Below are 23,152 nucleotides of genomic sequence, written 5' to 3' on the forward strand. Positions count from 1 at the left end.
TCAGGCCGTCCGGGGGGCGCGGACGCCGTGAGCGCCCCCGCGACGTTACGCCAACTGGCTGGAACAGCAGATCACTTGCACCCATGTGGGTGACGGGATGTGAGTGGGTGGTGACGTACGGTTCGCTTCATGATCGACCGTTCCGTCCCGCGCCGGGTGCTCCCGGCTCCGGAGCCGGAGGGCGTGGCAAGCCTCACGGCCGCCCTGCCCGTACGGCCCCGGACCGGCCGACTCCTCGTGCTGGCCACCGTGTTCGTCTGCGCCGCCTGCGGGCTCGTGTACGAGCTGGAGCTGCTCGCCCTCGGCTCCTACCTCATCGGCGATTCCGTCACCCAGGCGTCCGTCGTGCTGTCCGTCATGGTCTTCGCGATGGGCGTCGGATCCCTGCTGGCCAAACGGCTCCGCAGACGGCCCGCCTTCGGCTTCGCCGCCATCGAGGCGGGCCTCGCGCTGCTCGGCGGGCTGTCGGCGATGGCGCTGTACGCGAGCTTCGCCTGGCTGGGCGAGTCGCGGCCCGCGCTCGTGGCCTTCTCCTTCGCGATCGGCGTGCTCATCGGGGCAGAGATCCCGCTGCTGATGGTCCTCATCCAGCGCATCCGCAGACAGGACGCGGGCGGAGCCGTCGCCGACCTGTTCGCCGCCGACTACGTGGGCGCCCTGGTCGGTGGGCTGGCCTTCCCCTTCCTGCTGCTGCCGGTGCTCGGCCAGCTCACCGGCGCCATGCTGACCGGCACCGTCAACGCGGTCGTCGGTGCGGGCCTCGTCCTGTGGCTGTTCCGCCGCGACCTGAGCCGGCGCTCCCGCTGGCTGCTGATCGCCGCGAACGTCACCGTGCTGGCCGCCCTCGCCTGCGCGACCGTCTTCGCCCCCGACTTCGAGCGGGTCGCCCGGCGCGCCGTCTACGGCGGCGAGGTCCGCGTCGCGCAGCAGACCGGCGTCCAGGAGCTCGTCCTGACCGGCCCCGCCACCGGCTCCCCCCGCTCCCTCGACCTGTTCCTCGACGGCCGGCTGCGGGTCAGCGGCTACGACGAGTACCGCTACCACGAGGCCCTCGTGCACCCCGCGATGACCGGCCCGCACAGTCGGGTCCTGGTCCTCGGCGGCGGCGACGGGCTCGCCGCGCGCGAGGTGCTGCGCTACCGCGACGTCACCTCCGTCACCGTCGTCGAGCTCGACCCCGGAGTGGTCCGGCTCGCCCGCACCGACCCGATGCTCTCCGCGCTCAACGGCCGGGTGTACGAGGACCCGCGCCTCGGGGTCGTCACGCAGGACGCGTTCCGCTGGCTGCGGGGACCCGGTGCCCGGGACGGCTACGACGTCATCGTCTCCGACCTCCCCGACCCCGGCATCACGCCCAGCACGAAGCTGTACTCGCAGGAGTTCTACGGGCTCGCCGCGCGGGCCCTGCACCCCGGCGGGCGGATCGCCGTGCACGCCGGACCGCTGGCCACGCGCCCGCGCACGTACTGGACGGTCGAGGCCACCCTGCGCGCGGCCGGTCTGCACACCGCGCCCTACAGCGCGGGCGGCCGGCTCTCCGGCTTCGCCGCCGGTCCCGACCGCAGCCCCGGCACCGCCGAGACGCCACCGCAGGACTGGGGCTTCGTACTGGCGGGCCGGGAACGGGTCCCCGAGCTGCGCGTGGACCCCGACACGCCGGGGCTGCGCTCGCTGTCCACGCAGTCCCTGCGGGACGCCGCGCGCGACGCCGAGCGCACCCGCGTGGCGGGCCTGCCGCCGTCGACGCTCCCGCACCCGCGGTATTCGTAAGTGCCGGACCGGGCGCGGGAGGGCCTCCCGTCGGTAGGCTCGACCACATGGAGCATCAGGTGTTCGTTCCGGTACCGGCAGACGACCTCCGCGCCGTGCTGCGCGACCCCGCCCGGGTGGCCCGCTGCGTACCCGGGCTCCAACAGGACGCCGACGCGGCGTCCGGGCCCGTGTCCGGCCGCCTCAAACTGCGGGTCGGCGGGAACACCATCACCTACCGCGGGGCCCTGACCGTCACCGAACGGGACCCGGACCGCTTCGCCGTCGCCGGAGAGGGCACGGAGATCCGCGGCAGCGGCACCGTCAAGCTGACCCTCGCACTGCTGCTGACCCCGGTGGACGACGGGACCCGGCTGGAGTTCACCGCCGAGGGCGCCGCCGACGGGCGGGCCGCCGGCTTCTCGCCGGAAGCCACCGCGGCCGCCGTCCAGCGGCTCCTGGACCGGGCCGCCGAGCAGCTCGCGGCGCTAGCCGGGGCGGGGGAGCAGGTGACCGACGTGATCGCCGAGGCCGAGGAGGCGGAGGCCGGCGCACAGGACACCGGGGACGGCGAGGACGGCGAGGACGGCGGGACCACGGAGGTCACGGCGTCCGTCTTCGACACCGATGTGCCACCCCCGTCCCTGGAGCCCTTCATGGACGGAGACTTCGAGGGACTCCCCGACTTCGGCCAGATCGGCGACCTAGGGGAGATCGACGAGCTCGGGGCGGCTGCTCAGCCGCCCGCCGAGGCCGCCCATGCCCGCCGCACCATGATCGGTCGCAGCGCCGAGGAAGTGGACCACGCACCCCCGCGCGGCCGCTACGCCCCGGTCCCGGCCCCCGCGAGCGCCGGTGCCGGCGCGAACCTGCGCTGGCTCGCACCGGCCGCCGCCCTGGCCCTGGCCTCGGCGGTCGTCGTCGGCCGAGCGCTGCGCCGTCGCCGTTGACCCCTCGTTAGAGTCGGGCGCATGAGTACGCAACTGAGCGCGGGCGGCGCCGAGGTGACCATCGACCAGGAGGACGGCTGCCGGATCAGCAGTCTGCGCATCGACGGCACGGAGCTGCTGCGCCAAGGTCCCCCTTACGGCAGCTTCCCGATGGTCCCGTTCTGCGGGCGCACCGCGCACGGGCGGTTCCGGGACGGGGCCGCCGTCCACCAGCTGCCGATCAACCAGCCGCCGCACGCCATCCACGGCTTCGGCCGTGACGCCCCCTGGCGCCCCGCCCGTGTCACCGGTACCGAGGCGGCCTTCACGTACGACCTCGCCGAGCCGTGGCCGTACCCGGGCCGGGTCACCCAGGTCGTAGAGCTCGGCCCCGATGCGCTGACCGTCGCCATGGGCGTCGAGACGTACGGCGACTCCTTCCCGGCCCAGGCGGGCTGGCACCCCTGGTTCCGGCGCAACCTCGGCACCGGCGGGGAGGACGTGCGCCTCGACTTCGCGCCCGCTTGGCAGGAGGAGCGCGGCGCCGACCACCTCCCCACCGGCAAGCGCATCGACCCGCTGCCCGGCCCCTGGGACGACTGCTTCGGCATGCCGGACGGTGTCGAGGCGACGCTCACCTGGCCCGGGGCCATCGAACTGAAGATCACCAGTCGGGCCGAATGGCTGGTCGTCTACGACGAGCAGCCCGAGGCGGTCTGCGTGGAGCCGCAGTCCGGCCCGCCGAACGGGTTGAACACGCTGCCCCGCCTGGTCAGCGCCGTGGACCCGCTGGAGGTCTCCATGACCTGGACCTGGAGGCGGCTGTCCTAGCCACTGCCGGCGCGCAATTAAGCTCGGGCCCATGAGTGAAGTACGGGATGCGCTTCTGCAGCAGATCAAGGACAAGGCCGTCGTGCACGGCAAGGTGACCCTCTCCTCCGGCAAGGAGGCCGACTACTACATCGACCTCCGCCGGATCACCCTGGACGGCGAGGCGGCCCCGATGGTCGGCCAGGTCATGCTCGACCTCACCGCCGACCTGGAGTTCGACTGCGTCGGCGGTCTGACCCTCGGCGCCGACCCGGTCGCGACCTCGATGCTCCACGCGTCCGCCGCGCGCGGCGCACGCCTCGACGCCTTCGTCGTCCGCAAGGCGCAGAAGGCCCACGGCATGCAGCGTCGTATCGAGGGCACCGACGTGCAGGGCAAGCGCTGCCTGGTCGTCGAGGACACCTCGACCACTGGCGGGTCCCCGCTGACCGCGGTCGAGGCGGTCCGCGAGGCCGGCGGCGAGGTCGTCGCCGTAGCCACGATCGTGGACCGCGGTGCCGCGGACGCGATCGCCGCGGCGGGCCTCCCTTACCTCACCGGGTACCGGCTCGCCGACCTCGACCTCGCCTGATCTCGCATGCTGGCCCCCCGGAGAACTGGTGACTGAGGTCCCCGGCTCTCCGGGCACAGGTCCTGACCTGCCCTTTCCCCTCGGTGCGGAGTGTTTCACGTGAAACGGTCCACCCGGCACGGGTGGAGTGCCGCGCGGAGTCTGGAAAGATGAGCCCGACGGTTACGTCGCCCCCAGGTCAGGGCCAGCAATCGCACACTCCCCGCACATCCAAGGAGCGGACAGATGCCCATCGCAACCCCCGAGGTCTACAACGAGATGCTCGACCGGGCGAAGGCAGGCAAGTTTGCCTACCCGGCGATCAACGTGACCTCGACCCAGACCCTGCACGCTGCACTGCGCGGCTTCGCGGAGGCCGAGAGCGACGGCATCATCCAGATCTCCACCGGTGGTGCGGAGTTCCTGGGTGGTCAGTACAAGAAGGACATGGTGACCGGCGCGGTCGCCCTGGCCGAGTTCGCGCACATCGTCGCCGCGAAGTACGACGTCACCGTCGCGCTGCACACGGACCACTGCCCCAAGGACAAGCTGGACGGATACGTCCGCCCGCTCCTGGAGGTCTCCGCCGAGCGCGTGGCCCGTGGTCTGAACCCGCTCTTCCAGTCGCACATGTGGGACGGCTCCGCCGAGACCCTGGCCGACAACCTGGCCATCGGCCAGGAGCTGCTCGCCAAGGCCGCCGCCGCGAAGATCATCCTTGAGGTCGAGATCACCCCGACCGGTGGCGAGGAAGACGGCGTCACCCACGAGATCAACGACGAGCTGTACACCACCGTCGACGACGCGATCCGCACCGCCGAGGCCCTGGGCCTGGGTGAGAAGGGCCGCTACCTGCTGGCCGCCTCCTTCGGCAACGTGCACGGCGTCTACAAGCCGGGCAACGTCGTCCTGCGTCCCGAGCTGCTGAAGGACCTCCAGCAGGGCGTCGGCGAGAAGTACGGCAAGAACAGCCCGTTCGACTTCGTCTTCCACGGCGGCTCCGGCTCCTCCGAGCAGGAGATCGCCATCGCGCTGGAGAACGGCGTCGTGAAGATGAACCTCGACACCGACACCCAGTACGCCTTCACCCGCCCGGTCGCGGACCACATGTTCCGCAACTACGACGGTGTCCTGAAGGTCGACGGCGAGGTCGGCAAGAAGTCCACCTACGACCCGCGCACCTGGGGCAAGCTCGCCGAGGCGGGCATGGCCAAGCGCGTCACAGAGGCGTGTGCGAACCTGCGCTCCACGGGCACGAAGCTGAAGTAGTAACGCCTGTACGACCGAAGGGCCCGGTCCACCGTCTCGTGACGGTGGACCGGGCCCTTCGGCGTGGTCAGGGCCGCGGTCGGGCCTCCGGTCGACACTTGCGGGTGGGTGGGTGAGGATGGATGGGCGGTTGCCTTCGGCCTTCCAGACACCGCCGTCGCGGTGGGCGCCGACAGCTCTGCAGCCGCAACTCCTGGCTTCTCCCTGATGGGAGCACCCTCATGCATCTGCACATCCGACGCGCAGCGGTTGCGCTGTCCGCGTTTCCGCTCGCCCTGTCCGGCGCGATCGCCCTCGCGCCGACCGCCGGTGCGGCACCTGCTGCGAGCTGCACGGTCACACCCGCCGCGAACGGGACGTACGTCACCATCTCCGGCGAGGGCTTCTCGGCGCCTCGTAACCTCAATGACGGCGAGACCACCGTGCCCCTGAACGTCGACGCCACCGGACACTTCCTGCTGAAGCGCTTCCAGAAGAACGTCGACTACACCGTTCTCGCCGTCAACGAGAACCAGGACTACCCCTTCAAGAACTGCACGGTCGTCAAGGCGCCGACGTCCCAGACGCCGAAACCCCAGACACCCACGTCCACTCCCAGCCACCGGCCCCACCGCAGGTGATGCCGGGCGGGGCCGGCACGACCGAAGCCTGAGCCGGGCCCGGGGCCGCTGAGCCCCGGCTCCGGCTCCGGCGGACGCTCAGCGGCCGGCCAGGACCGCCGCGTGCGCGCGGGGGCGGTGCAGCGGGCTATGCCGCACGGGAACCGAGGACGCAACCGAAGCCGCCGCCGGGGCCAGGCAGCGCGCCGCGTGAGCCACCGAAGCGAGCGTGACGTGCCGGTGCCAGCCCGGCAGGGAGCGCCCGGAGAAGTCCCGCAGGCCGACGTCCTGCACGCTGGCCCCGGCCGCCGCCGACACCCGGTGCGCCGTCTTCGTCATCCGCACCAGCGCCCCGGGTTCCGTCCGCACCATGTCCGTCACCCACAGCTGCGTCGGCAGCCGCCGGGCCGCCTCCCACTCGCCGAACAGCAGGACCTCGCGCCGGCGCCCGGGTGCCGGATCCGGCACCATCACCCGGACGGCCGCCACCAGCGAGGTCCGCCGCGCCCCCGGCAGTTCCGGGTCGGGCCACTCCACCGGCATCCGCAGCCCCCTGACGTTCTGCAGGACGTCCCGCGCGGCCAGCGTGCCCGCGCCGAAGCCCGGCAGCCGCGGGTCGGTCACCAGCAGCCGCGCCTCGGGGCTGATCCGCCCCACCACGGGCACCCGTGCTTCCGCGAAGCGGTTCAGCGCGGCCCGCGTCGCGATGTCCCGGACGTCCAGCACCACCGGGCGCGTGGCCGCCCCCGACTCGCGGGCCTCCCGCAGGGTGTCCAGCACCGCCGTCACCGCGCACTCCTCGTACGACTCGTCGGCGGCCTCCTGCTCCTCTCGAAGGTGGAGCCGCCAACCCACCGGCGTGACGACCCCCGCCGACGTGAACCACGTCCCGAACGCCTGCTGACCACGGAACATCTGCCCGCGGTGCGGGTCGAAACGGTGGCCCGCCCCCACCGAGTGCTCGCCGCCCTTCGGGATCGCCATGGGCTGCGCCACCCACGCGTTGAGCGGAGCCGTCCCTCCCAGGTACTGCGACAGCGCCGCGCGGATCGGCTGCCAGTCCCAGGTGGACGCCGCGATGAAGTGGTGCAGGCTCTGCTCCGCGGCCGCCGCGCCCCCCGCACCGGCGCCGGCGGTGAGCTGCTGCGCGATGTTCCGGATCGACTTGCGGCCCTGCGCCGCCAGCAGTCCGCGCACGTACTGGCGGCCCCGCTCCCGCTGGTCCCTGCGCCGCAGGGAGGTGAACACCGCCGCGCACAGCTCCTCGACCGCCTCGCCGACGGGCTCCCGCCGCCCCGCCGCCCCCGCCGCCGCCCGGACGCCCCGGTACGTGCCGCTGTTCGTGCTGCTGATGCTGGTGTTCACGACTCCCCCTTCGTCGATGGCCCCCCTACCGTCCGTCCGGGCCCCCCTTCCCGGGGAGGTGTGCCGGGCACACGGCTGGGCCGACCTGTGGTGGGGCGCCCACCACAGGTCACCCGGGGGAGCCCCAGGGGTGGTTGGGACCACCGCCCGTACGCGGTACCGCCGCTCCGCGGGAGGGGCCCGATACCCCAGACTTGGTGCATGTCCATTCACCAGAACCTGCTCGGGGGCCCCGCCCCCACCCACCTCCCCGACGAGCCGGGCCGCGAGGCCCTCGCCGCCGGCACCCCCGCGGTCGAGGTGGCCGCCGCGCACCCGACCTCCTCCCTCGCCTGGGCGACCCTCGCCGACGATGCGTTCGCCGCCGGCCGCACCGTCGAGTCGTACGCGTACGCCCGTACGGGCTACCACCGCGGCCTGGACGCGCTGCGCCGCGCGGGCTGGAAGGGCCACGGCCCGGTGCCGTGGGAGCACGAGCCGAACCGCGGCTTCCTGCGCGCCCTGTACGCCCTGTCCCGGGCGGCCGAGGCGATCGGCGAGAAGGAGGAGTACGAGCGCTGCTCGACCTTCCTGCGCGATTCGTCCGAGACGGCGGCGGACGTCCTCGGCGCCTGAGCCGTACGGACGCGCACATGCACGCGGCCGGGACCTCGCGCGCGGGGCCCCGGCATGCCGTAGTGTCCGAAAAGTGACTGTGACCCCGGTCACACCCTGTTGGATGGGGCCCGGCTACCGGTCCTATGATGCGGACAGGGGACCGGGGCTCCACTCACCCATCGGAAGGAGCGGACCGCTACCCGGAAGCACGTGTCGAGGAGACAGCGATGTCGAACACCCTTGATGCCTCCGGAGCCGGTTCGGACACCCCGAACCTCGACTTCGACGGCACGACCCCGTACGAGGACTACGTCCAGGCGGACGTCCTCACCCACCTCCAGCACCTGCGCTCGGACGACCCGGGCGAGATGGTCTTCCTGGTGACGACCCAGGTCATGGAGCTGTGGTTCACGGTCATCGTCCACGAATGGGAGACGGCCGCGAAGGCCCTCCGCGAGGACCGCATCCCCGTCGCGATGGATGCGCTGAAACGATCCCTCCGCGAACTGGAGGCCCTCAACGCCTCCTGGCGCCCGCTCGCCCAGCTCACCCCGGGCCAGTTCAACGCCTACCGCTCCGCCCTCGGTGAGGGCTCCGGCTTCCAGTCGGCGATGTACCGCCGGATGGAGTTCCTGCTCGGCGAGAAGTCGGCCTCCATGCTCGTCCCGCACCGCGGCGCCCCGCGCGTCCACGCGGAGCTGGAGAAGGCCCTCCAAGAGCCCAGCCTGTACGACGAGGTCCTGCGCCTGCTGGCCCGCCGCGGCCTGCCGGTGCCGCAGGCGGTCCTGGACCGCGACCTCTCCCAGCGGTACGAGCCCTCCCCCGAGGTCGAGGCCGTCTGGACCTCCCTGTACGAGGACCCCGAAGCCCAGCTCGACCTGCACCGCCTCGGCGAGGTCCTGACGGACGTCGCCGAGCTCGTCTGGCGCTGGCGCAACGACCACCTGGTCGCCACCCGCCGCGCGATGGGCGCCAAGACCGGCACGGGCGGCTCCGCCGGCGTGACCTGGCTCGAAAAGCGCGCCACGAAGAACGTGTTCCCCGAACTCTGGACGGCGCGCAGCCATGTATGAGTCGACGACGAACGAAGTCCCCGGCAGCGGGGCCCCCCGTACCGGAGTCCCCGGCGCCGGGGCCCGCCCCGGCGGAGCCCCCCGTACCCGTACCGCAGGCGCCCCCGGCAACGGCGCCGCACGGGACCTGGCCGCCCGCGCCGCGGAACTGGACACCGCCGACGAGCTCGGCAAGCTCCGCGACCGCTTCACCCTCCCCGACGGCGTCGTCTACCTCGACGGCAACTCCCTCGGAGCGCTGACCACCGGCGTCGCGGCCCGACTGGCCCAGGTCATCACCCACGAGTGGGGCACCGAGCTCATCCAGTCCTGGAGCACCGGCACCTGGTGGACCGCCCCCGAGCGGATCGGCGACAAGCTGTCCCCGCTCATCGGCGCGGCCCCCGGCCAGACGGTCGTCGGCGACTCCACCAGCGTCAACCTGTTCAAGGCCCTGGTCGGCGCCGCCCGGCTGGCCCGCCCCGGCCGCACACAGCTGCTGGTCGACGCGTCCACCTTCCCCACCGACGGCTACATAGCCGCGTCGGCCGCCCGGATGACCGGCCTCACCGTCGTCCCGGTCGACCCGTCCCGTGCGGCCGAGTCGATGGGGGAGGACACCGCCGTCGTCCTCCTCAACCACGTCGACTACCGCACCGGCCGCCTCCACGACCTCCCGGCCCTCACCGCGGCGGCCCGCGCCGCCGGGGCCGTCACCGTCTGGGACCTCTGTCATTCGGCCGGTGCCCTCCCCGTCAACCTCGACGAGCACGCCGTCGACCTCGCGGTCGGCTGCACGTACAAGTACCTGAACGGAGGCCCCGGTTCCCCGGCGTACCTTTACATCGCCGCACGCCACCAGGGAGCCTTCGACTCCCCGCTCCCCGGCTGGAACGGCCACGCGGACCCGTTCGCGATGACCCCGGACTACGCCCCGGCGGACGGAGCGGTGCGCGGCCGGGTGGGCACTCCGGACATCCTGTCCATGCTGGCCCTGGAAGCGGCGCTCGACGCCTGGGACGGGGTCTCGGTGGAAGCGGTGCGGGCCAAGTCCCTCGCCCTGACCGACTTCTTCCTGGAATGCGTCGCGGCGTACGTCCCGGCCGGCAAGGTCGAGTCGGTCACCCCGATCGAGCACGACCGGCGCGGCAGCCAGGTCTCGCTGCGCACCGAGAACGCCCGCGCGGCCATGGACGACCTGATCTCCCGTGGCGTGATCGGGGACTTCCGCGCTCCGGACGTCCTGCGCTTCGGTTTCACCCCGCTCTACGTCGGTTTCGCCGACGCGGAGCGGGCCGCCCGGACACTGGGTCACATTTTCGGGTGATGTAGGGGCGAAACGTCACGGCAGCGGGGCGGGCGGGGCTACGGCTCCGTCCGCCCCGGTCCATTCCGGCTCCGGCCGCCGCCCGCCACGAACGGTTCTGTTCCGGACTGATACGGTCCCGCTCTGCCGGAACACCAGTCCCACGCGTTACCGAGAGGTTGAGCCGATGACGGACCCCGCAGTCGAACGGGACGCCGCCGAGGCGGCCTCGGCCTTCGCCCACGCGCCGGTAGCCCCGGACGCGACCGGAGCGTACGGGGACCACCCCGACCAGGTGGTCGACTTCTACGTACCGCGCACGGCCGCTGCCGCGGGTGCGGCTCCGCTGGTCGTGGTCCTGCACGGCGGCGCCTGGCGGGCCCCGTACGACCGGCACCACATCACCCCGCTCGCGGACTTCCTGGCCCGCCGGGGTTTCGCCGTCGCCAACGTCGAGTACCGGCGGGGCAGTTCCCTGCCGCGCCAGAACGCCGAGGGCCACATCGCCGGCCGCTGGCCGGAAACCTTCGATGACGTCGCCGCCGCGATGGACGCCCTCCCGTACCTGGCCGCCGCCCACCTCCCGCAGGCCGATCCCCGCCGTACGGTCATCACCGGCCACTCCGCGGGCGGCCACCTCGCCCTGTGGGCAGCGGCCCGGCACGTCCTGCCCGCCGCATCCCCGGCCGCCTGGAGGCTGCCCTCCCCACCGCTGCTGCGCGGCGTGGTGGCACTGGCCCCCATCGCGGACTTCGTGGCCGCGGAGGAGTTGGGCGTGTGTGGCGGCGCGTCCGGGCAACTGCTGGGCGGCGCCGACCAGTGGGCCGAGCGGCTGCCGTTCGCGGACCCGGCGGCCCTGCTGCCGACCGGGATCGCGACGGCCGTCGTCCACGGCCGCGAGGACATCGTGGTCCCGGCTTGGGTGGCCGAGTCGTACGTGGCCGCGGCGGCCAAGGCCGGGGAGACCGTCGGGCTGACGCTGCTGGACGGCGTCGGTCACTTCCCGCTGATCGACCCGGCCGCCGACGCCTGCGCCGTGGTCGCCGAGGAGATCTCGCAACTGGCCTGGTAGGGGCCGGTGGCCGGGCGCCGACGGGCGCCGGTCGGCGCACAGGAGGCGCTGCACCGGTTCCCGGCCCGATCCCGCGCAGGCGCACCGATACTGGAGCGAGGCGGTCGGCTGCTGGAGGGTTTCGAGGACGCGCGCGGGCCGGCTCCGGGAGCGGATCGAGGACCGGCTGAGGCGTGTGGACGCCGGGGCCGCGATGGAAGGGGAGGGGGACGGATGACCAGATGGGGATTGCTCGTCGAGCAAAACCTGGGGTCGGGCAGCACGCACCGGGTGTGGACGGCGGGCGTGTTGGGGCACGTCGAGGGCACCCGTGAGGAGGCCTTGGAGGAACTGCGCCGCCAGGCGGAGACGTTCGAGCCGATGCATCCGCGCCAGGTGCGCCGCAGGGTGGTCTACCGGACCGGGGACGGGTTCCTGGTGGTGCTGGAGGGGTCCTGGCAGGACTTCCACTGCCGGTTCTCGCTGGCCGAGCAGCTCTCGGACAGCGCGCCCCCTCCGTAACCGCCGCCCGAGCCCCGCCACGAGCCGCAGGAACGGGCTCCGGCCGCCCCTTGGGCGATCTGATCCACCGGCGGATACGCCGAAGGGGCGGGGCGCCGTACGGCGCCCCGCCCCTTCGCGTCGCCGACTACAGGAACGAGTTGATCTCGATCGTCTCGGTGCGGCCGGGGCCGACGCCGATCGCGGAGATCGGGGCGCCCGACATCTCCTCAAGGGCCTTCACGTACGCCTGGGCGTTCTTCGGGAGGTCCGAGAAGGTCTTGGCCTTGGTGATGTCCTCGGACCAGCCGGGGAGGTTTTCGTAGATCGGCTTCGCGTGGTGGAAGTCGGTCTGCGAGTACGGGAGCTCCTCGACGCGCTTGCCGTCGATCTCGTACGCGACGCACACCGGGATCTGCTCCCAGCCGGTCAGCACGTCCAGCTTGGTGAGGAAGAAGTCCGTCAGGCCGTTCACGCGGGTGGCGTAGCGCGCGATCGGGGCGTCGAACCAGCCGCAGCGGCGGTCGCGGCCGGTGGTCACGCCGCGCTCGCCGCCGATGCGGCGCAGGTCCTCGCCGTCCTGGTCGAACAGCTCGGTCGGGAACGGGCCGGCGCCGACGCGGGTCGTGTAGGCCTTCAGGATGCCGATGACGCGGCTGATCTTCGTCGGGCCCACGCCGGTGCCGGTGCAGGCGCCGCCGGCGGTCGGGTTCGAGGAGGTGACGAAGGGGTACGTGCCGTGGTCGACGTCGAGCAGGGTGCCCTGGCCGCCCTCGAACAGCACGACCTTGTCCTCGTCGAGCGCGTTGTTGAGGATGAGGGTGGTGTCCGCGACGTACGGCTTGATCTGCTCCGCGTACTGGAGCATCTCCTCCACGATCGCGGCGGCCTCGATGGCGCGGCGGTTGTAGAGCTTCGCGAGCAGCTGGTTCTTGCCCTCCAGCGCCGCTTCGACCTTCTGGGTGAGGATCGACTCGTCGTAGAGGTCCTGGACGCGGATGCCGATGCGGTTGATCTTGTCCGCGTAGGTCGGTCCGATGCCGCGGCCGGTCGTGCCGATCTTGCGCTTGCCGAGGAAGCGCTCGCCCACCTTGTCGAGGGTGACGTTGTACGGCGTGATCAGGTGCGCGTTGCCGCTGATGAGCAGCTTGGAGGTGTCGATGCCGCGCTCGTTCAGGCCGCGCAGCTCGGAGAGCAGGACGGCCGGGTCGACGACGACGCCGTTGCCGATCACCGGGGTGCATCCGGGGGAGAGGATGCCGGAAGGGAGAAGGTGCAGTGCGTACTTCTGGTCGCCTACGACGACCGTGTGGCCGGCGTTGTTGCCGCCCTGGTAGCGCACCACATAGTCAACGGAACCACCGAGCAGGTCGGTGGCCTTTCCCTTGCCCTCGTCACCCCACTGAGCTCCGAGCAGCACAAGAGCGGGCACAGGCGTACACCTCTTCCGGATGGGGCATGTCCAAGGTCAGGGGGCGTACGACGATGTACACCGCAGGCTGAGCCGTCGGACCGGTACCCCGGAATAGACGAAGGCCCTGGCGCAATAGCGCAAGGGCCTCTTGCACAAAGATGCTACCCGAGGAAGGACCGAGGTGTCGGCTCCAGAGCCCACCATGAGCCATGCGGGCGCGCCGGTAGGCGGCCTGCTCGTGCTCGTCGACCCGGTCGCCCGCCGTCTTGACGGCGAGTCCGTGCGGATCGCGAAGGATGTTCTGTCAGCGGGCGCGGCAGCGAAAATCTGCCTCCCGGACTCGCAGGAGGAGTTTGCGCGGGCCCTTGCCCGCCGCGGTCATCGGCAGCCGGTGATCGTGGGTGACGACCGGGCGCTGGTCCGGGCCGTGGGGCTGCTGTACCGGGAGCGGGGGCTGGCGGAGGGCCCGGTTTCGCTGATTCCGGTGGGGCAGGTGGGGTCTTTGGGGCTGGCGCGGTCGCTCGGCGTTCCGCTCTCGGCGGTGGCGGCGGCGCGGTCGGTGCTGGACGGCACCGTCCGGACGCGCGACCTGCTGGTGGACGACAGCGACGGGGTGGTGCTCGGGGACCTGCGGATTCCACCCGTCCGGGCGGTACCGAGGTCGCTGACGCCGTCGGTGTGGAGCGCGTACCGCTCGCTGGTCCGGACACTGGTCCCGACCGGGGCTCCGCTGGGGCACCGGCTGCGGGTGGAGGCGGACGGGCAGCTCCTGGTGGACGTGGACCGGCCGGTGCAGGACCTGAGGGTGGTTCCGGTTCCGGTTCCGGCGGTGCCGGGGGCGGCCGGGCGGGCTTCGGCGTGGTCTTCCGCGGGGTCTTCCGGCTCGGCGGGCCCGGATGCGCCGGAAGACCCGGTCGGCCCGCGGGGCTCGGGCTCGGCGGCTTCGGCCGGCCTGGCGGAGCTCACGGTCCGGCTGACCGGCGGATCGGCCGTCCGGGTCAGGGCCCACTCGGTGACGGTGTCGGGATCGGACTTCCGCTACCGCGCCGATGCGGTGGTGACGGGCCCGGTCCGCCGTCGCACCTGGACCCTCCGCCCGGCGGCCTGGTCCCTGACCGTCCCGCGCTGACGGCGGTGGCTCCGGGGGCGTCGCCGACGCCCCCGGTGCCACTTCCGTCGTCGCCCCGGTGCCACTTCCGTCGCCGTCGCCCCGGGGGCCCGCGGCTAGGAGAAGTCCAGGGTCGCGCGGTGGGCTCGCCAGCGGTCCATCATTCCGTGCATTTCGATCTGCAGAAACTCGAAGAACTCCGCCGTCTCCGCCATCCGCGCGCCCGCCGGGGTGTCCTTGCCGAGCCCGGCCACGCCGTCGCGCAGGGTCTTCTCGAACAGGCTCAGCACCTGGTCCCGCCGGGTGAACGTCTCGTACCAGAGCTCGTTGTGCAGTACGTACCGGTCCCGCCGGGAGCCCGGCTCCCGCTCCCGGCTGACCATCGTCACCTGCGTCAGGTACGCCACGGCCCCCGACACCGCCGCCGGGCTGATCTGGAGCGCCTCGCTGAGCTCCGCCGAGGTCATCGCGCCGTTGTCGCTCGCGAGGAGCTGCGCGAAGACCCGCGAGGCCATGCGCTGCATGCCCGCCTCGGTCAGCTGCGCGGCGAACCGCTCCACGAAGCGGGAGACCGCCTCCTCGCTCCGCGCCTCTACGTCCACGTCCCGTGCATTCATGTCGTCCGCCACCTGCCCAACTTTACGCGGTTTCCGAGCTTCACAAGTTTGTGAAAGTAGCGTACGTTCAGAAACATGACGAAGGCAATCAGCGTCGCCGGCCTCCACAAGGCGTTCGGCCGCACCCACGCACTGGACGGCCTCGACCTCTCGGTCGCCACGGGCGAGGTCCACGGGTTCCTCGGCCCCAACGGCGCCGGCAAGTCCACCACCATCCGGGTCCTGCTGGGCCTGCTGCGCGCCGACTCCGGAACCGCCCGGCTGCTCGGCGGCGACCCCTGGGCCGACGCCGTGGAGCTGCACCGCCGCGTCGCCTACGTACCCGGCGACGTCACCCTGTGGCGCAACCTCTCCGGCGGCGAGGTCATCGACCTCTACGGGCGGCTGCGCGGAGGCCTGGATCGGGCCCGGCGCACCGAGCTGATCGAGCGGTTCGAGCTGGACCCCACCAAGAAGGGGCGCACGTACTCCAAGGGCAACCGGCAGAAGGTCGCACTCGTCGCCGCCTTCTCCTCCGAGGCCGAACTGCTCATCCTCGACGAGCCCACCTCCGGGCTGGACCCGCTGATGGAGGAGGTCTTCCAGCGCTGCGTCGCCGAGGCGCGCGCCGCCGGGCGGACCATCCTGCTCAGCTCGCACATCCTCAGCGAGGTCGAGACCCTCTGCGACCGGGTCAGCATCATCCGCAAGGGCCGCACGGTGGAGACGGGCACGCTGGCCGATCTGCGGCACCTGACACGTACGTCGATCAGAGCCGAGCTCGCCGCGCCGCCGAACGGCATCGCGTACCTGCCGGGCGTGTACGACGTGGAGGTCCAGGGGCTGAAGGTCCGCCTCCAGGTCGACACGGACAAGCTGGACGCCGTACTGCGCGCGCTCGCGGAGTCCGGTGTCCGGTCGCTGACCTCGACCCCGCCCACGCTGGAGGAGCTCTTCCTGCGGCACTACTCGGGCGACTCGGACGACCCGGCCGAGGCGGGCGCTGCGGGCGAGGCGGGCGAGGCGGGCGCGGCGGACGGGACCGTGAAGGCGGGCGTGGCGCGATGAAGAACCAACTCGCCGGCACCGGAACGCTGCTGCGCCTCGCGATCCGCCGCGACCGCGTGATGATGCCGGTCTGGATCGTGCTCGTGGCGATGATGGTGCTCAGCCTGCCCGCCTCGCTGGAATCGGTGTACGGGACGGCCGCCGAACGGGCCCGGCTGCTCGCCACGATGAACACCAACGGCTCGCTGCGCGCCCTGTACGGGCCGGCCTTCGGCGACTCGATCGGCGCCCTGACCGCTTGGCGCGGCGGGGTCTTCGCCGGGGTGCTCGCCGCGATCATGAGCCTGGTCATCGTGGTCCGGCACACCCGCGAGGAAGAGGAGACGGGCCGTCAGGAGCTGCTCTGCGCGGCGATGGTGGGACGCCGGGCGCCGCTGACGGCCGCGCTGCTGGCGGCCCTGACCGCCAACGCGTTGGTCGCCCTGCTCGTGACGGGCGGACTCGCGGCGCGCGGAGCGGGCGGTGCGCTCGCCCTCGGTCTGGGCATCGGCGCCACCGGGATGTTGTTCGCCGCCCTGGCCGCCATCGCGGCGCAGCTCACCGAGAGCGCGCGGCTGGCGAAGGGGCTCACGGGCGCATTGGTCGGCGCGGCCTTCGTGCTGCGCGCCGCCGGCGACGCCGGGAGCGCCGCGGGTGCGAGCGCGCTGACCTGGGTGTCGCCGCTGGGCTGGCTGGAGAACGTACGGGCCTTCGCGGACGAACGCTGGTGGGTGCTCGGCCTGTTCGCGGCGGCCTTGGCGGTGCAGGTGGGGGCGGCGTACGCACTGGCCGGCCGTCGCGACCTCGGCATGAGCTTCCTGCCGGCCCGGCCGGGCCCGGCGGAGGGCCGGCTCGGCAGCGCGGGGGCACTGGCCTGGCGGCTCCAGCGGGGCAGCCTGATCGGATGGAGCCTCGGGTTCCTGGCGGCCGGGGTGGTCTTCGGCGGGATGACGGATGGGGCCGCGCAACTGGTCGGCGACAACGAACGGACCCGCGAGATCATCGAGCGGATGGGCGGACAGAGCGGCATCGCCGATGCCTTCCTCGCGACGATGGCCGGGATGCTCGGCATGGTCGCCGCCCTGTACATCGTCTCGGCGGTGCTGCGGCTGAGCGCCGAGGAATCCGGGCAGCGCGCCGAACCGCTGCTCGCGAACGCGGTCGGCCGGCTGCGCTGGGCCGGCGGCCACCTGGCCGTGGCGTTCGGCGGCTCGGCCCTGATCCTTCTGCTGGCCGGGCTCGGCCTGGGCGTCGGGCACGGCCGCGGCTTGCAGGACACCGCCGCGACCGTCGGCGCCTGCCTGGCCCAGCTCCCGGCGGTGTGGGTGATCGGCGCCCTCGCAGCCCTGCTGCACGGCGCCGCCCCGAAGTACGCGGTGGCCGCCTGGGCGGTGGCCGGGACCGCGCTGACGCTGGGCTGGATCGGCCCGGCGCTCAACCTCCCGCAGGCCGCCCTGAACCTCTCGCCCTTCGCTCACCCGCCCAAACTGCCGGGCGCGCAAGCCATGGCCTGGGCGCCGGTGCTGGTGCTGACCGCGCTGGCGGCGGCCCTGCTGGCGGCCGGCCTGACCGCACTGCGCCGCCGGGACCTGGCGGCCTAGCCCCTCAGAACTCCACGAGGAGTTCTTGCAGACCGCGGATGACGTACCCGTCCCGCCACTGGGGCTCCCGCACGAGCTTCAGGGGCGGGACGCCGTCTGCCAGCAGGGCCCCGAATGACGCGGTCAGCTCCCGCCGCGCGAGCGGAGCCCCCAGGCAGTAGTGGATCCCGGCGCCGAAGCTCAGGTGCGGATTGTCGGCCCGTACGAGGTCCAGGACGTCGGGGTGGTCGAAGCGGGCAGGATCCCGGTTCGCGGACCCGAACAACAGTGCGACTTCAGCTCCGCGCGGGACGACCGTGTCGCCGATCGTGATGTCGTCGAGCACCCACCGTTCGAACATCTGGAGGGGGGTGTCGTAGCGCATGAGTTCATCCACAGCTGTGGACAACTTTTCGGAATCGAGCGAGGCGAGCTGCTCGGGGTGGCGGAAGAGGGTCCACCAGCCGTTGACGGTGGTGTTCACGGTCGCCTCGTGACCGGCGTTCAACAGGAGCACGCAGGTGGAGATCATTTCCTGCTCGCTGAGCCGCCCCTCCTCATCGTGGGCGGCGATCAGACCGGAGATCAAATCCTCGCCGGGCTCCTTGCGCCGCCGGGCGATCAGCTCACGCAGATAGGCGCTGAACTCCACGCTCGCCCGCACCGCCCGCTGCGCGGTCTCCTCGTCCGGCCGAAGCTCGAACATCCCGCAGATGTCCGCCGACCAGGGCCGCAACAGCCCCCGGTCCGCCTCGGGCACCCCGAGCAGCTCGGCGATCACCGCCACGGGCAGGGGCTCGGCGACGACGGAGAGCAAGTCCCCGCCCCCGTCCGCGAGGAGCTGCCCGACCAGCTCCCCGGCGAGCCGGTCCACGGCGGGTGCGAGCTGCTCCACGGTCCGCGGCGTGAACGCCTTCGACACCAGCCGCCGCACCCGCGCATGGGCGGGGTCCTCCAGGTCCAGCAGGCCGTTCCCGTTGAGGACGTGGAAGGGCTCGTGCTCCGGCGGCGGGGCCTCGCGGCCGAACTCCTCGTGCGAGAAGCGGTGCAGATAGGTCCGGCCCAGCCGGCGGTCACGCAACAGGGCGCTCACATCGGCGTAGTGCGGCACCAGCCACTGCCCGGTGGCCTCCCACCACAGGGCGCGGCCCTGCTCGCGCAGCTCCCGGTAGGCGGGGTACGGATCGGCGACGAAAGCGGCATCCCACGGATCAAAGCCCATGCCCGAAGCCTAGGACCCCTCCCCGCAAGGGGGGTGACGCGCCGTCATGTTGTTCCTTGTGCGGGGTGCGCGGCGATGCCAAGATTCCGGCAAAACGTGAAAACTGCCCCATATTGCTTCAGAGGGAGACCTCGATGGTCCATTCGTATGCGGCCGCCCGGGTTCTGACCCGCTCCTGCCGGCTGCTCGCGGCCGTGTTGGTCGGGATCGCCCTTCCGGCGGGGGCGGCGGACGCGGCGGGGGCGGCCGGAGTCGACGTACGGCTCGACCCGCGGTTCGGCAAGGGCGGCATCGTGTCGACGGCGATCGCCCCGAAGGGGGGACCCGACTTCCAGAACGGCCTCGTGGTCGACGGCCTCGTGGTCGACGGCCGCGGACGCCATCTCGTGTCGGGCTCGTCCGACGTCGGCTCCGGGGGCGCAAGCCGATGGCGGATCGCCCGCTACACGCCCACGGGGCAGCTGGACCGGTCGTTCGGCCCGGGCGGCACCGTACTGACCAACATGTCGGACGCGGGCGGGGAGGACGAGCACGTCTGGCGGCTCGCCGTACAGCACGACGGGAAGATCGTGGCCGTGGGCCATGCCGTCACGCCCACGGGCGGGGAGGACTTCGCGCTGGCCCGCTACCTGCCCGACGGCCGCCTCGACCGCAGTTTCGGCAACGGCGGAAAGGTGTTCACCGCGATCGGCTCCGGCCCGTTCGACGACGAGGCCCAAGCCGTCAGCGTCTTGCCGGACGGCAAGATCCTGGTCGCCGGCTTCGCCGGGACGGGCGCGGGCACCGAAGGCCGCGATTTCGCCCTCGCCCGCTACCTGCCGAACGGCCGGCTCGACCCCTCCTACAACCGCCACGGCAGCCGTCCCGGCATCGTCGTGACGGACATCGCCGGGCAGCGCGACCAGCTCAAGAACATGGTGATCGACTCCCGCGGCCGCAGCGTGGCCGTGGGATCGGCAACCCTGGGCGCGGGTCTGGGCGGTACGGACTTCGCCGTCGCCCGCTACCTGCCCGACGGCTTGCTCGACCGGTCCTTCAACCGGGCGGGCGAGCGCCCCGGCGTGGCCATCACCGCCATGGCCCCAGGCGACAACCTCGACCTCGCCGAAGACGTCGCGATCGACCGCAAGCAGACGATCACCGTCGGCGGTTCGGCCGATGCCGGCGGCCTCTTCGACGTCGCGCTCGCGCGCTACACCCCCGAGGGCGTGCTCGACGGGAGCTTCGGCGCGGGTGGGAAGGTACTGACCAACGTGGGCCCCGGGTCCACCGACGACTACCTCGAAGGGCTCGCCCACTAGCCCAACGGGAAGATCATCATGGGTGGGAGCGTCGCGGCGACCGCATTCCTGGACGGCAGCGACTGCCTGCTGGCGCGCTACGAACCGAACGGCCGCCTCGACCACAGCTTCGGGAACAACGGATGCGTCGTCACCTCCACCGCGCCCGGCAAGGCCGACGACGAGATCTTCGACATCCCCCTGTCAGGCGCCGGGAAGTTCATCGCCGCCGGAGAGTGCGACCAGCCGACGACGGGCCGCGACATCTGCCCGGCCCGGTACGAGGTTGGCTCCCCGCACTGACCCGCGGACCCGCGAAGCCCCGCTACGCCGGGGTCACCAGGCGGGTCTCGTAGGCGAACACCGCGGCCTGGGTCCGGTCGCGCAGGCCCAGCTTGACCAGGATCCGGCTCACGTGCGTCTTGATCGTGGACTCCGCGACGATGAGCCGGTCCGCTATCTCCGCGTTGGACAGGCCCTGCGCGATCAGCACCAGCACCTCCGTCTCCCGCTCCGTCAGCTCCCCGACCCCCGCCGGGTCCGCGAGCTTCGGAGGCGTCGAGAGCTTCGAGAACTCCAGGATCAGCCGCTTGGTGACCGTGGGCGCCAGCAGTGCCTCGCCCGAGGCCACCACCCGTACCCCGTCGGCCAGCTGCCGGGCCGAGGCGTCCTTGAGCAGGAACCCGGAAGCCCCGGCCCGCAGGGCCTGGTACACGTACTCGTCGAGATCGAAGGTCGTCAGGACCAGCACCTTCGCGTCCGTGTCGGCGGCCACGATCTCCCGCGTGGCCTCCAGCCCGTTCATCACCGGCATCCGGATGTCCATCAGCACCACGTCCGGCCGTAGCGCCGCCACCTGGGCGATGGCCTCCCGGCCGTCCACCGCCTCGCCGACCACCTCGATGCCGTCCATCGCGTTCAACAGGACGGAGAAGCCCTCCCGGACCATCATCTGGTCGTCGACGATCAACACTCTGATCGTCATGCCGGCCGCCCCGAACCCTGCGCCGGCTCCTGCGCCCCGTCCTTCCGGCCGCGCACCGGTAGGAACACCGCCACCTCGTACCCGCCCGCCGCAGTCCCTCCGGCGGTCATCTCCCCCTCCAGCATGGCCACCCGCTCCCGCATCCCGGTGATCCCGTGCCCGGCGCCCGGCGAGGGCCGCACGTCCCCGGTCGCCGCCGCATTGACGACCCGTATGCCCAACCCGCCCAGCACGTACGAGACCTCGACCGACGCCGCCGCCCCCGGCGCATGGCGCAAGGTGTTGCTCAGCGCCTCCTGGACGATCCGGTACGCCGACAGCTCGACGCCCGGCGGCAGCTCCCGCACCGCACCCGTCACCGTCTTCTCCACGCTCAGACCGGCCTCCCGCACATTGGCCAGCAGCCCCTCCAACGAGGCCAACGTCGGCTGCGGGGCATCCGGCGCCTCGTAGTCCGCGGACCGCACCACACCCAGCACCCGGCGCAGCTCCGTCAGCGCCGCCACCGCGTTCTCCCGGATGGTGACGAACGCCGCCTCCAGCTCCGGCGGCGGATTCTTCACCCGGTACGGCGCCGCCTCCGCTTGGATCGCCACCACCGACATGTGGTGGGCCACCACGTCGTGGAGCTCCCGCGCGATCGTCGTCCGCTCCTCCAGCAGCGTCCGCCGGTCCCGCTCGACGGCCGTGACCTCCTGCTGCGCGCTGACCTCCTGCGCCGCCTCCTTGCGAATGTTGCGGACCGTGACGATCAGCAGCGAGACGGCCAGGAGGAAGGCCATGGGCATGATCTCGACCGGCGCCCCCCGGTCGAGCACCACGGGTACCGCGATCCCGCTCGCCAGGGTGATCAGCCACATCCAGCCCGCAGCCCGGGGCCTGGTCCGCATCGCGGCGATCGTCACCGTGGTGATGTAGGCCAAGAACGCTCCTGGCGTCCACGGCCACACATCGTTCGTGTGGGAACCGATGACCAACAGCGCCTCCGTGGCGATGACGGTCGCCCAGAACGCCCCCACGGGCCGCACCAGGGTCATCAGCACCGGCGTGGCTGCGACCAGCCCCATCACGAGGGAGCTGCTCGCCGCCAGGTATTCGCCGCTGGAGGTGGAGGTGACCATCACCACGAGGAAGGCCAGGAACCCCACGACCACGTGCGGCAGGTAGGCCAGGTGCGGCCGTATCCGCTTCGGGAGCCGCCGCGTCACCGGTCCGTCGGTGCGCATTGGCGGCAGCGGCCGGTACGCGAAGGCGTCCGTGATCATGTCCTGGCGCAGGCTCTCGAACAGGCCGGAGGCCATCCGGAACTCGGGTGTCCGGGGGGTCGCCCGGGAGGTCGTCTCGGTCATACACACACCGTAGGTCGGCCACCCCCTCGTCCGCGTCGCCGCTGAAGGGGATATCCCCGCCTCCCCCTCAAGTACTACCCAGGTCCCTCAGTAGCCCGTCGGACGGACGAGACCCGTCTCGTACGCGAACACCGCGGCCTGGGTGCGGTCCCGCAGGCCCAGCTTCACCAGGATCCGCCCCACATGGGTCTTCACGGTCTGCTCGGCCACGACCAGGTGCCCGGCGATCTCCGCGTTGGACAGGCCCTGCGCGATCAGCGACAGCACCTCGGTCTCCCGCTCGGTCAGCTCGTCGATCCGCGCCTTGGAGGGCGCCCGCGGCGCCCCCATCCGGGAGAACTCGGTGATCAGCCGTTTCGTGATGTTCGGTGAGAGCAGCGCCTCACCGGCCGCCACCACCCGGACCGCCTCGGCGAGTTGGTCGGCCGACGCGTCCTTCAGTAGGAACCCGGAGGCCCCGGCGCGCAGCGCCTCGTACACGTACTCGTCGAGGTCGAAGGTGGTCAGCACCAGCACCTTGACGGTGGAGTCCGGGGTTGCCGTGATGATCGAGGTGGCCTCGATGCCGCCCATCCCGGGCATGCGGATGTCCATCAGCACCACGTCCGGGCCGAGTTCGGCGACCTTCGCCACCGCGTCGGCGCCGTCCACGGCCTGCCCGACGACCCGGATGTCGGGCTGGGCATTGAGGAGGACGGTGAAGCCCTGCCGGACCATCATCTGGTCGTCGGCGATCATCACCTTGATCGGGTCGGGCGGAGTGCTCATGAGT

Annotated in this window: 23 protein-coding genes; 16 read left to right on the top strand and 7 right to left on the bottom strand. The window is 72.2% G+C overall.

Annotation, left to right across the window (positions count from 1 at the left end):
* Positions 1–129: 129 nt before the first annotated feature.
* From OHA65_RS20520 to OHA65_RS20545, 6 genes are all read left to right on the top strand, one after another.
* Positions 130–1,770, top strand: a complete 1,641-nt coding sequence (locus OHA65_RS20520; RefSeq protein WP_327284538.1) for a polyamine aminopropyltransferase — start codon at positions 130–132, stop codon at positions 1,768–1,770.
* A 47-nt stretch (positions 1,771–1,817) separates the two neighbouring features.
* The gene (locus tag OHA65_RS20525) at positions 1,818–2,699 is read left to right on the top strand and encodes an SRPBCC family protein (protein WP_328763281.1); all 882 of its coding nucleotides are present in this window, start codon (positions 1,818–1,820) and stop codon (positions 2,697–2,699) included.
* A 21-nt stretch (positions 2,700–2,720) separates the two neighbouring features.
* Positions 2,721–3,509, top strand: coding sequence for an aldose 1-epimerase (locus tag OHA65_RS20530; RefSeq protein WP_327284540.1), 789 nt, complete (start codon positions 2,721–2,723; stop codon positions 3,507–3,509).
* 31 nt (positions 3,510–3,540) lie between these two features.
* Complete coding sequence (gene pyrE, locus OHA65_RS20535; RefSeq protein WP_327284541.1) at positions 3,541–4,080, top strand: orotate phosphoribosyltransferase; 540 nt, start codon at positions 3,541–3,543, stop codon at positions 4,078–4,080.
* A gap of 225 nt (positions 4,081–4,305) precedes the next feature.
* The gene (gene fbaA / locus OHA65_RS20540; RefSeq protein WP_327284542.1) at positions 4,306–5,328 is read left to right on the top strand and encodes a class II fructose-bisphosphate aldolase; all 1,023 of its coding nucleotides are present in this window, start codon (positions 4,306–4,308) and stop codon (positions 5,326–5,328) included.
* A gap of 221 nt (positions 5,329–5,549) precedes the next feature.
* A complete protein-coding gene (locus OHA65_RS20545; RefSeq protein ID WP_327284543.1) occupies positions 5,550–5,948 on the top strand; it encodes a hypothetical protein in 399 nt (132 codons plus the stop codon).
* Positions 5,949–6,026: 78 nt separating this feature from the next.
* Here the strand turns inward: OHA65_RS20545 and OHA65_RS20550 are convergent, their stop codons facing one another.
* Positions 6,027–7,292, bottom strand: a complete 1,266-nt coding sequence (locus OHA65_RS20550; protein ID WP_405762258.1) for a transposase — start codon at positions 7,290–7,292, stop codon at positions 6,027–6,029.
* A 201-nt stretch (positions 7,293–7,493) separates the two neighbouring features.
* Between OHA65_RS20550 and OHA65_RS20555 the strand changes: the two genes are divergently transcribed.
* The 5 genes from OHA65_RS20555 to OHA65_RS20575 all read left to right on the top strand — a co-directional run bounded on the left by OHA65_RS20555 (position 7,494) and on the right by OHA65_RS20575 (position 11,820).
* The gene (locus tag OHA65_RS20555) at positions 7,494–7,907 is read left to right on the top strand and encodes a DUF3151 domain-containing protein (RefSeq protein WP_327284545.1); all 414 of its coding nucleotides are present in this window, start codon (positions 7,494–7,496) and stop codon (positions 7,905–7,907) included.
* 209 nt (positions 7,908–8,116) lie between these two features.
* Positions 8,117–8,962, top strand: a complete 846-nt coding sequence (locus OHA65_RS20560) for a tryptophan 2,3-dioxygenase family protein (RefSeq protein WP_327284546.1) — start codon at positions 8,117–8,119, stop codon at positions 8,960–8,962.
* Positions 8,955–10,268: a kynureninase gene (gene kynU, locus OHA65_RS20565; RefSeq protein WP_405762259.1), complete on the top strand. Its 1,314-nt coding sequence runs from the start codon at positions 8,955–8,957 to the stop codon at positions 10,266–10,268. Before OHA65_RS20560 ends, kynU begins: the two co-directional genes overlap by 8 nt.
* Positions 10,269–10,434: 166 nt before the next feature.
* Entirely contained in the window at positions 10,435–11,319 is an 885-nt protein-coding gene (locus OHA65_RS20570) for an alpha/beta hydrolase (RefSeq protein WP_328763284.1), read from the top strand.
* A gap of 213 nt (positions 11,320–11,532) precedes the next feature.
* Positions 11,533–11,820: a hypothetical protein gene (locus OHA65_RS20575; protein WP_327284549.1), complete on the top strand. Its 288-nt coding sequence runs from the start codon at positions 11,533–11,535 to the stop codon at positions 11,818–11,820.
* A gap of 127 nt (positions 11,821–11,947) precedes the next feature.
* Here the strand turns inward: OHA65_RS20575 and OHA65_RS20580 are convergent, their stop codons facing one another.
* Positions 11,948–13,231 (bottom strand): adenylosuccinate synthase, encoded by a 1,284-nt coding sequence (locus OHA65_RS20580; protein WP_030152855.1) that lies wholly within the window; start codon positions 13,229–13,231, stop codon positions 11,948–11,950.
* Positions 13,232–13,415: 184 nt separating this feature from the next.
* Between OHA65_RS20580 and OHA65_RS20585 the strand changes: the two genes are divergently transcribed.
* Positions 13,416–14,342, top strand: a complete 927-nt coding sequence (locus tag OHA65_RS20585; protein WP_405759246.1) for a diacylglycerol kinase — start codon at positions 13,416–13,418, stop codon at positions 14,340–14,342.
* A 95-nt stretch (positions 14,343–14,437) separates the two neighbouring features.
* On the opposite strand, the gene OHA65_RS20590 is transcribed toward OHA65_RS20585, so the two are convergent.
* Positions 14,438–14,938, bottom strand: coding sequence for a MarR family transcriptional regulator (locus OHA65_RS20590; protein WP_327284551.1), 501 nt, complete (start codon positions 14,936–14,938; stop codon positions 14,438–14,440).
* 75 nt (positions 14,939–15,013) lie between these two features.
* Between OHA65_RS20590 and OHA65_RS20595 the strand changes: the two genes are divergently transcribed.
* Together OHA65_RS20595 and OHA65_RS20600 are read left to right on the top strand one after the other, a co-directional pair.
* Positions 15,014–15,985 carry an ATP-binding cassette domain-containing protein gene (locus OHA65_RS20595; RefSeq protein ID WP_405762261.1) on the top strand — a complete coding sequence of 324 codons (972 nt, stop codon included), beginning with the start codon at positions 15,014–15,016 and terminating at the stop codon, positions 15,983–15,985.
* The gene (locus OHA65_RS20600; RefSeq protein ID WP_405762263.1) at positions 15,982–17,565 is read left to right on the top strand and encodes an ABC transporter permease; all 1,584 of its coding nucleotides are present in this window, start codon (positions 15,982–15,984) and stop codon (positions 17,563–17,565) included. Before OHA65_RS20595 ends, OHA65_RS20600 begins: the two co-directional genes overlap by 4 nt.
* A gap of 4 nt (positions 17,566–17,569) precedes the next feature.
* Here OHA65_RS20600 and OHA65_RS20605 read toward each other — a convergent pair whose 3' ends face one another.
* Entirely contained in the window at positions 17,570–18,766 is a 1,197-nt protein-coding gene (locus OHA65_RS20605) for a cytochrome P450 (protein WP_327284554.1), read from the bottom strand.
* A 134-nt stretch (positions 18,767–18,900) separates the two neighbouring features.
* On the opposite strand from OHA65_RS20605, the gene OHA65_RS20610 reads away from it, so the two are divergent.
* Positions 18,901–20,067 carry a hypothetical protein gene (locus OHA65_RS20610; RefSeq protein WP_405762265.1) on the top strand — a complete coding sequence of 389 codons (1,167 nt, stop codon included), beginning with the start codon at positions 18,901–18,903 and terminating at the stop codon, positions 20,065–20,067.
* Between the two features lie 18 nt (positions 20,068–20,085).
* A complete protein-coding gene (locus OHA65_RS20615; RefSeq protein WP_405762266.1) occupies positions 20,086–20,349 on the top strand; it encodes a hypothetical protein in 264 nt (87 codons plus the stop codon).
* Positions 20,350–20,371: 22 nt separating this feature from the next.
* Here the strand turns inward: OHA65_RS20615 and OHA65_RS20620 are convergent, their stop codons facing one another.
* The 3 genes from OHA65_RS20620 to OHA65_RS20630 all read right to left on the bottom strand — a co-directional run bounded on the left by OHA65_RS20620 (position 20,372) and on the right by OHA65_RS20630 (position 23,148).
* On the bottom strand, positions 20,372–21,031 hold the full coding sequence (locus OHA65_RS20620) for a response regulator transcription factor (protein ID WP_327284557.1): 660 nt from the start codon (positions 21,029–21,031) through the stop codon (positions 20,372–20,374).
* On the bottom strand, positions 21,028–22,380 hold the full coding sequence (locus tag OHA65_RS20625) for a sensor histidine kinase (protein ID WP_371644291.1): 1,353 nt from the start codon (positions 22,378–22,380) through the stop codon (positions 21,028–21,030). Before OHA65_RS20625 ends, OHA65_RS20620 begins: the two co-directional genes overlap by 4 nt.
* Positions 22,381–22,467: 87 nt before the next feature.
* Positions 22,468–23,148, bottom strand: coding sequence for a response regulator transcription factor (locus tag OHA65_RS20630; RefSeq protein ID WP_327284559.1), 681 nt, complete (start codon positions 23,146–23,148; stop codon positions 22,468–22,470).
* Positions 23,149–23,152 lie beyond the last annotated feature (4 nt).

Source organism: Streptomyces sp. NBC_00045 (assembly GCF_045041095.1).
Lineage (GTDB): Bacteria > Actinomycetota > Actinomycetes > Streptomycetales > Streptomycetaceae > Streptomyces.